This is a genomic window from Ruegeria sp. BHSC223 (assembly GCF_059613025.1).
Map to the genome: position 1 here is coordinate 19,509 of NZ_JBXWRR010000027.1, position 8,121 is coordinate 27,629.

The window sequence follows — 8,121 nt, forward strand, 5'->3', positions numbered from 1 at the left end:
TGAGCAGATCGGTGCGGTCAGAGCACAAGAACGACCATGATATCTAATGTCTGCATCATCGGTGCGGGTCTTTCCGGTCTCGCGCTGTCGACGGCGTTGAGGGCCGACGGCCACGATGTTACGCTGCTGGAGGCGCGAGCCCGGGCCGGGGGTCGCATCCTGTCGCAGAATGGTTATGACCTTGGGCCATCCTGGATCTGGCCGCACAACGCTCGCATGCTTGCGCTGCTTGACCGGCTGGGCCTTCGCGTTTTCGCCCAGCACATATCGGGCAGCCTTGTCTTTGAGGACGCAAATGGCGCCGTCCGTCGCGATCTCGATTTCGCGACGATGGGCGGTGCGCTGCGTGTCGTCGGGGGGCTGGCGCAGGTTTCGCAGGCTTTGGCCGAGGCATTGGGCGATCACCTGCGCCTTGATTGTCGTGTGCACAGCGTGAGAGAAGAGTCCGATGGTGTGAACGTCACGACCGCCGATGGCAGCACCCGCTTCGGGCACGTCGTTTTTGCGCTGCCGCCGAGACTGGTTGCGGGGCTGGGACCAGCGGTGCGAGATGTCCCCACCTGGATGGCCGCGCATGCAAAGTTGGTCGCGATCTATCCTACACCCTTTTGGAGGCACGTGGGATTGAATGGTGATGCGATCTCGCATCGGGGGCCTTTGGCCGAGATCCACGATGCCTCGCCTGCTGGTGCAGAGGCAGGTGCGCTTTTCGGCTTCGCCCATGTCGGCGCCGCGCGTCAGCCGGGGTTTCGCGCGGCGGCTATCGCCCAGCTGGCGCGGCTGTTCGGCGACGAGGCTGCGGCGCCGGATGAGGTTTTGATCAAGGACTGGAGCTGCGATCCGGCAACCGCCACCGATGCCGACCTGACCCCGCCAGCGGGTCACCCGGCCTATCGTGCGCTGACGCCCACGCGCCGGCTGACCTTTGCCGGTACCGAGGTCGCGCCCAAGGATGGCGGGTTTCTCGAAGGGGCGCTGGCGGCGGCCGAAGCCGCGCGGGCCAGACTGATGTTACTCGCGAACCAGCGCAGCTAGTGCCCGGGCGATACGCTTCGGTGTTACCCGTTTGATCAGGCAAAGAGCTTTCCCCTGGTCCCTTCTACCGATCGGACGATTAGCTTGTGTCTTTGTTTCGTGAGATTTCCGCGACAAGCGGAGCCTTCTTGCATTTTCGGGCGACGTCCAGCGCTTCATGCAAACAGGCTTCGGCCGCAGTTGGCTGGCGGACACCCGCATAGGCTTGCCATCGGGAGCAACAAGCCGGCCTGCTGCAGACAATAGTTCCAGCCCCGCGTGATAGGTGCGGTACGGGGTCAGGTCCAATGCCTTCATGATCCGCACATACGGCTCCTGCACGGCCACGTTCAACGCCTCGCATTTACGGTCTTGCGTCCCAATGACCTGCCTCTGGCCGCGGGCGTATCAGGGTATTGCGGCTTGCGGCAGCGCAAGGAAGTGGGACGCCTGCACGGGCGACGGTGCGGGAACCTTCGTCAACCGGGACGCTTCCTTTCGGGCACCGGAGCAAATCAGCCCGGCAGCTCTGCGATGGTGTCCCCGAGCCTCAAAAGGCCCGCTCCGGTTCTTCGGTTCCAACCTGGGCCTGAAACCTTCCGCGCCCCGGCACGCAGGGCCGAACGCATCTGTGTCGGCGATAGTGCCGTGTTGCTCCAACCGCTGCGCAGCGCCGCGATGGCTCCGGCAACGACAGCGGATGCCCCGGATGTGCCGCCGCTACGCAACGTTGCATCGCCGTCTTCCACGAACCAGCTCGGCGCGCTGAGATCGGGCTTGTCGACCAGGCCGCCATCGGGGTTGAAATTCGATGGTCCCGGCCCCTGGGATGAGGCGCCGATCCACCCCCCGTCGCAGCGCACCGCCGCAACGCTGGTTACGTCGTTCAGGCCATTTGCGCCAAAGATGCTATGCCCCGGGCCCCGGTCATAGCCGGGTGCGCGCGGGTCCGCGCAGAACTGTCCGCTGTTTCCGGCCGCGAACACGATATCATGCCGGCGCCCGAGCGAGGCGACAAGGACATTCAGCCAGTGGTCGGGATTGTTGGTATATTCCCCCCTGATGCGCTCGGCAAAGCGGTCCACGATCCCCCAGGCGTTCAGGATCACCCAGTTTTCATTCTCGGACAGGAAGAACCATTCCATCGCCAGATACGCAAACAAGGCCCGCATTGCGAAATAGTCGACATCGGTGATCCGTGTCGGCAATAGCGGCAGGTCAAAGAACTCGGCGTTCGGAGCCAGGTCGGTCATTGTTCGAAGCAACATCGACCCGTGCCGCAATGGCAATGGCAGATAAGGTTCGGTGCCACTGCCCGGCAAGGCGGTGATGCCGTCTTTGTCGACACCGAGACCACCGCCGAAAGTACCGCCGAGCGAGTGGACATAATCCCTGCTGAACCCTCGGTCGACAACAAAGACTTTGGTTCCCTTGCCGTTCAATCCGTGCCCAACCAGAGCATTGGCCTGGATCAAGCGTCGCACCGCCCTTCGGGTGCCGAACGTCATGCCAATGCCGTGACCGGCACACCAATGCTGACTGGGCGGTGCAAGGTTCATTGTGGTCGGTTCCAACTCGATCCCCAATACCCGCGCCGCCTCTGGATCGCCTGCGGCCACCGCCTTGTCCCTGAAATCCTTTAAAAGACCGCGCGCCGTGACTTCATCGGGCAGCAACAAGGGAATGCCAAAACCGATGCCGGTTCCGGGAGAATCCGGCATCACGGCCCCGTTCCGATCAAAGGGCCTCCAGGGGTTGTTGGTCTGATCGGAAGGCAAGACGAACCCGGGCAAGCCATATGTATTCACCAAGTCTGCCAGATCATATCCAAGCGTCGAAAGGTTGGATTTCAGGCTTTCCTGGTTCCGATCGAACAGAAACAACTTGAGTGCCACAGCCATACCTCCATCGTCCGGGATGACGGCAGCCGATACAGGGAAACGGTTTCACGACCGCCAAGCTCCGGCCCGCGAACTGATGGCTGTCCGGTCATCTGTGGCGTCTGGTTTGGTCCGCGCCATCTCCGGCTCACAGTTAACTTTTATCGCGAATCGTAACATAATGCACCCATAGGAGAGATTGATTTGAGCAACGGTCACTTCCAAATGACCGAAAAGTCGATTTCACCGGAGCCTGAGGCGCCGGTCAAATCTGGTGGTGCGGCTCAGCCTGAGTCCGAGACCAAAACGCCAACACTTGGAGCTGAAGAACCGGAGTTAACCCCGGCATCCACGTTGAGGTCCAATGGCGAGAAAGCCGCCAAGCAACTCGAAGTCTGTGTTGGTTTCGTCGATGTGGTCGGCTTCTCCGCGCTCATGCACAGCGACGAGGAGGGAACGTTCTATCGCTGGACGGATCTCCGTGACGAGGTCGTTTTGCCGCTGATGCAGCAACATGGCGGTACCCTCGTGAAACTGACGGGTGACGGTATCCTTACGACATTCGGCGATCCGGTCGCGGCCGTGCGATGGGGACGGGATTTGCAGATCAGGGCCAGGCAGCGCCGGCAGGGATTGTCGCTACGAATTTCGTTGAACTACTGCAAGGTACTTCGCGACAGAGACGACCTATTGGGGGACGGGGTGAACATTGCTGCCCGGTTGCAGGAGTTCGCCAGCGCCGGTGGCATCATCCTGACGCAAGCTGTGCAGGATACGATATCCGGCAACAGCGAGTTTGAAACCCGGACGCTGGGGCGTCTGCCAATGCGCAAGTTGGGGGTGACGGTTCCCGCATATGAACTGGTGCCGGATGCACGATACGCGTTGGAAGATACCGGCCAATGCATGAACCTGCCATCTGTCGCGGTGATGCCCTTCGCCAATTCAGGCGGCGATCAGGCGGATGAATACCTTGCTGCGGGGATTTCGGAAGGCATCGTTTCTCAACTGTCGCGACATCGGGATTTGATCGTTATTTCGAGGTCGTCCACTTTGGCTTTCGGTCGGCAGGCGATTGAGCCGATGTCAATCGGAAAGGCACTGGGTGCGCGGTATCTTATCAGTGGGACCCTATGGCGGTTGGGGAAAAATATCCGCATCTCGGCCCAGCTGGTGGATACGGAAATCGGCCGGAACCTGACCAGTCTGCAACGCGATTTCGAGCAGAGCAATCTGTTTGCCATTCAGGACGAGATTGTCGAATCTTCTCTTGTACACCTGCTGCCAAGCCTGCTGGCGGAAGAACGGCGCAGAACGCTACGCAAGAAACCCACCTCCTTTAACGCCTATGACAGTTACCTAAAGGCGCTTGACCTGATCGGAGACCTGGAACGGAACGCATTTGAGCAAGCACGAAACCATCTTGAAGATGCTATTTCCGCCGATCCGAGCTTTTCCTCTCCGTTGGCCTGGTTGGCTCGGTGGTACAGCCTGAATGTCGGACAAGGGTGGTCACGGGACCCTCAGGCGGACGCGGGTAAAGCGAACACGCTTGCTAAGAAAGCGATCGGTCTGGATGCTCAAGATGCGCTGGCGCTGGCCACCTACGGGCATGTTCAATCCTATCTCTTCGGTGATTTCGAGACCGCGATTGCCTATCTCGACCGCGCGCGTGAGGCCAATCCCAGCAGTTCAATCGCCTGGTTGCTGTCCAGCGTTACGTTGTCGAGTGTCGGGCGTAGAGACGAGGCCATAGCCGCAGCAGAGCGGGCGCTGCGGCTCTCACCCTTCGATCAGCGCCTTTTCGTCTATTATACCTTTCTTGGAACAGTACATTACGACGCCGGCAATTACCCGACCGCGATCAAGTGGTTGTCGCGTGGGCTGGCGGAAAATCAGCGCTATACCAGCGGGCTGCGGACACTGGCCGTTGCGCAGGTCGCGGCTGGCCAGTTGCAGAACGCGCAGAAATCGGTCGCGCGGCTTCTGGAACTGGAACCCGGCTTTTCGGTTTCCAACTACCGCAGGACGCATCGACACTACAGCGATCCAAGGCTGGTTGATTTGTTTTGTACGCGCCTTGGGCAAGCAGGCGTGCCAGAGTGACCATGTAGTGAAGGGGGACTTCAGGATGCCGACACCGACAGGAAGGCTGGGCACGTTTGACGCGCGGGATGCGCGCGACGCCAGAGATGCACGCGATGCAAGGGATGCCCGTGGCGATGCGGGCTATGGTGGCAGTCCGAGTTACCTTGGTCTCGGTATCTCTCCCCACACGGCGCATGATGGCGGTGGCACCCCGCCAGTCGAAGACCGCTGGTGGCCGGGAAACCAATGGCCTCCGACCCACCCGGTCGCGACCGACGGCGGGGGCGACCCCGTTCGGCTGCACGCGATCTACAAATTCTACAAATCTGCAACTTTCAGACACTGGTCACCCGGCAATGAGGCGGTGGCGTTCCTGTCCGAATTCGCCGCTTTGGATTCGGACGGGTCGGGCCGCCCGGACTGGACGAGCCTCTCCCTGCCTGATCCTGCGCGCACGGCCAACAATTCAACGGACGTGACGAATTTCGGTGGTGGCGTGAGTTGGCGGATTGACGATGAGCTGAAAGAGCTTGTGGGACTCATCGAATACCGAAGCGGAGTGCTTGACGAAGCCTTGCAGCAACGCGACACGCTGATCGGCTATTTCCAGGGAGTTTTGCCGTTCAGTTATCTGTCCCATCCGTACACTTTCCGCCTGTGTCATCTGGCATTGGCGTCAGCGCAGTTCCTCGCCTTTCATTTCAAGAAAAGGTTTGAACGTCCACGCCCATCGCAATTGCATCCAGGGTTGCTGCCGCCGATCGACGTTCCACAACATCCCGCCTATCCCAGCGCCCATGCGACCGAGGCCTGGCTTGTCGCCCATTGCCTTGATGAGGTGATGCGGGATGCAGCAGGTAACAAGATACTGGAGGTCACGCATCAGGGTGGTCAGACACGCAACGCCCTGCACGACATGGCCTCACGCATCGCCCGAAACCGCGAGGTTCTAGGGGTGCACTTTCCGTCCGACAGCGAGGCGGGCAAGCGGCTGGCACAGGCCGCTCTTACGATCATGAAAGCCTGCCCGACAGTTGGAGATCTGACCGTCAATGGCCTGCTCAAGCGGGCCAGTTTGGAATGGAGTGACATGGCCAACGTCGGGAGCTGATGGTCTCGCTCGGCAAGGGTGTTTGGTGGTCGGGCCGACGCAGGCGATCTGCACCGGCCCAGGGCGCTTCTGGGTCTGTTCTATGTCGCTTTCAGCCGGCCAGATCCTGCGCCTGCTCGCGCAGGACGAATTTCTGGATCTTGCCGGTCGATGTTCTGGGAATCGCGGCAAAGACGAACCTGCCCGGTACCTTGTAAGGGGCTAGGTGCTGGCGGCACCAGTTGCGCAGCGTCTCGGCGTCGGCAGCCTGTCGGGGGGCAAGCTCGACAAAGGCACATGGGGTTTCACCCCATTTCTCGTGCGGCATAGCGACGACTGCGGCGACAGCGACGGCGGGGTGGCGGTAGAGCGCCTCCTCTACTTCGATCGACGAGATGTTCTCGCCGCCCGAGATGATGATGTCCTTGGAGCGGTCCTTGAGTTGTATGTAACCGTCGGGATGCACAACGCCCAGATCGCCGGAGTGGAACCAACCGCCCGCAAAGACCTTTTTCGTGGCTTCGGGGTTACGGAAATAGCCCTTCATCACCACGTTGCCGCGGAACATGACCTCGCCCAGGGTCACGCCATCGCGTGGCACCGACCTCATCGTGTCCGGGTCCAGCACGTCAAGCCCCTCCAGCGGCAGGTAGCGTACGCCCTGGCGCGCCTTCAGCGTCGCCTGGCGCGCGGGCGGCAGGTCGGACCAGCTCTTGTGCCAATCGTTGACCACGGCGGGCCCATAGGTTTCCGTCAGCCCGTATAGATGTGTCACGTTGAAACCGGCCTGCTGCATGTCAGCCAGCAGCTTTTCGGGGGGCGGGGCGGCGGCGGTAAAGAACTGTACCGTCCGGTCAAGCGCGCGCTGCACGTCATCGGGGGCCGAGATCAGCAGCGACATGACGATCGGTGCACCGCACAGATGCGTGACGCCCTCATCGGCCAGTGCGTTCCAGATGGGTTCGGCCCTGACCTGACGTAGGCAGACATGGGTTCCGACGATGACAGACATCGTCCAGGGAAAGCACCAGCCGTTGCAATGAAACATCGGCAGTGTCCACAGATAGACGGCGTGCTTGGACATCGAAGTGGTCAGCGCGTTGCCTTGGGCCAGCAGATACGCGCCCCGGTGATGCGAGACGACGCCCTTGGGGTCGCCGGTGGTTCCCGAGGTATAGTTGATCGAGATCGCGTCCCACTCGTCTTCGGGCATCAGCCAGTCGAACTCGGGATCGCCGCTTGCTAGAAAGGCCTCGTAATCATTGGCAACGACAGGGTTTCGGGGGTCATCGAATTCCGGGTCGTCGCTTTGAATGACCCGTGGCGTGACCTTGGCGAGCGCCAGAGCCGCCTGCAAAAGCGGCATGAACTCGCCATCGACGATCACCAGTTTCGACATCGCGTGGTCGAGCTGGAAAGCGATGATTGCCGCGTCCAGTCTGGTGTTGATCGAATGCAGCACCGCGCCGCTCATCGGTATGCCGTAATGGCATTCCAGCATCGCCGGCGTGTTCGGCAGCAGCACCGAAACAGTGTCGCCGCGCCCAATCCCGCTTTGCGTCAGGGCCGAGGCCAGCCGTCGCGAGCGGGCATAGAACGCGGCATAGCTGCGCCGCAGCGATCCGTGCACGATCGCGGTGTGCTCAGGGAAAACACTCGCGGCTCGTTCGAGAAAGGTCAGCGGGGTCAGTGGCTGATGGTTTGCCGGAGTGCGGTCAAGGTCGGTATTGTAGGGATTGGGTGTCATCGGATCAGGCATCCTGCCACTGCGGTGTGCGCTTTTCGATAAATGCGTCTATGCCTTCCTCGGCATCGCGGGCGAGCATGTTGTCGACCATCATCTGCGATGCGTAGGAATAAGCCTGCGTCAGGGGCATATACCGCTGTTCGTAGAACGCGCGTTTGCCAGTGGCCAGCGTCATCAATGATTTCGCGGCGATCTTGCCCGCGATTGTCATGGTTTCGCCGCGCAGTTGATCCGCGGGTACCGAACGGTTGATCAATCCGATCTCCGCGGCACGATCGGCAGCGATCATGTCTCCGGTCAAC

The 8,121-nt window shown here is 60.9% G+C and carries 6 protein-coding genes; 3 read left to right on the top strand and 3 right to left on the bottom strand.

Annotated features, from left to right (window positions below; genetic code table 11):
* Positions 1-36 precede the first annotated feature (36 nt).
* The gene (locus tag AC2FNY_RS20525; protein ID WP_496803605.1) at positions 37-1,035 is read left to right on the top strand and encodes a flavin monoamine oxidase family protein; all 999 of its coding nucleotides are present in this window, start codon (positions 37-39) and stop codon (positions 1,033-1,035) included.
* Positions 1,036-1,529: 494 nt separating this feature from the next.
* Here AC2FNY_RS20525 and AC2FNY_RS20530 read toward each other — a convergent pair whose 3' ends face one another.
* On the bottom strand, positions 1,530-2,915 hold the full coding sequence (locus tag AC2FNY_RS20530; RefSeq protein WP_234136162.1) for a S8/S53 family peptidase: 1,386 nt from the start codon (positions 2,913-2,915) through the stop codon (positions 1,530-1,532).
* 183 nt (positions 2,916-3,098) lie between these two features.
* Here AC2FNY_RS20530 and AC2FNY_RS20535 point away from each other — a divergent pair, with 183 nt between their 5' ends.
* Entirely contained in the window at positions 3,099-5,000 is a 1,902-nt protein-coding gene (locus AC2FNY_RS20535) for a tetratricopeptide repeat protein (RefSeq protein ID WP_234136163.1), read from the top strand.
* A 25-nt stretch (positions 5,001-5,025) separates the two neighbouring features.
* Positions 5,026-6,093, top strand: a complete 1,068-nt coding sequence (locus tag AC2FNY_RS20540; RefSeq protein ID WP_496803606.1) for a phosphatase PAP2 family protein — start codon at positions 5,026-5,028, stop codon at positions 6,091-6,093.
* A gap of 91 nt (positions 6,094-6,184) precedes the next feature.
* On the opposite strand, the gene AC2FNY_RS20545 is transcribed toward AC2FNY_RS20540, so the two are convergent.
* Together AC2FNY_RS20545 and AC2FNY_RS20550 are read right to left on the bottom strand one after the other, a co-directional pair.
* Entirely contained in the window at positions 6,185-7,819 is a 1,635-nt protein-coding gene (locus AC2FNY_RS20545; protein WP_234166152.1) for an acyl-CoA synthetase, read from the bottom strand.
* Between the two features lie 4 nt (positions 7,820-7,823).
* A partial coding sequence (locus tag AC2FNY_RS20550) for an enoyl-CoA hydratase-related protein (protein WP_496803607.1) occupies positions 7,824-8,121 on the bottom strand: 298 nt, incomplete at its 5' end.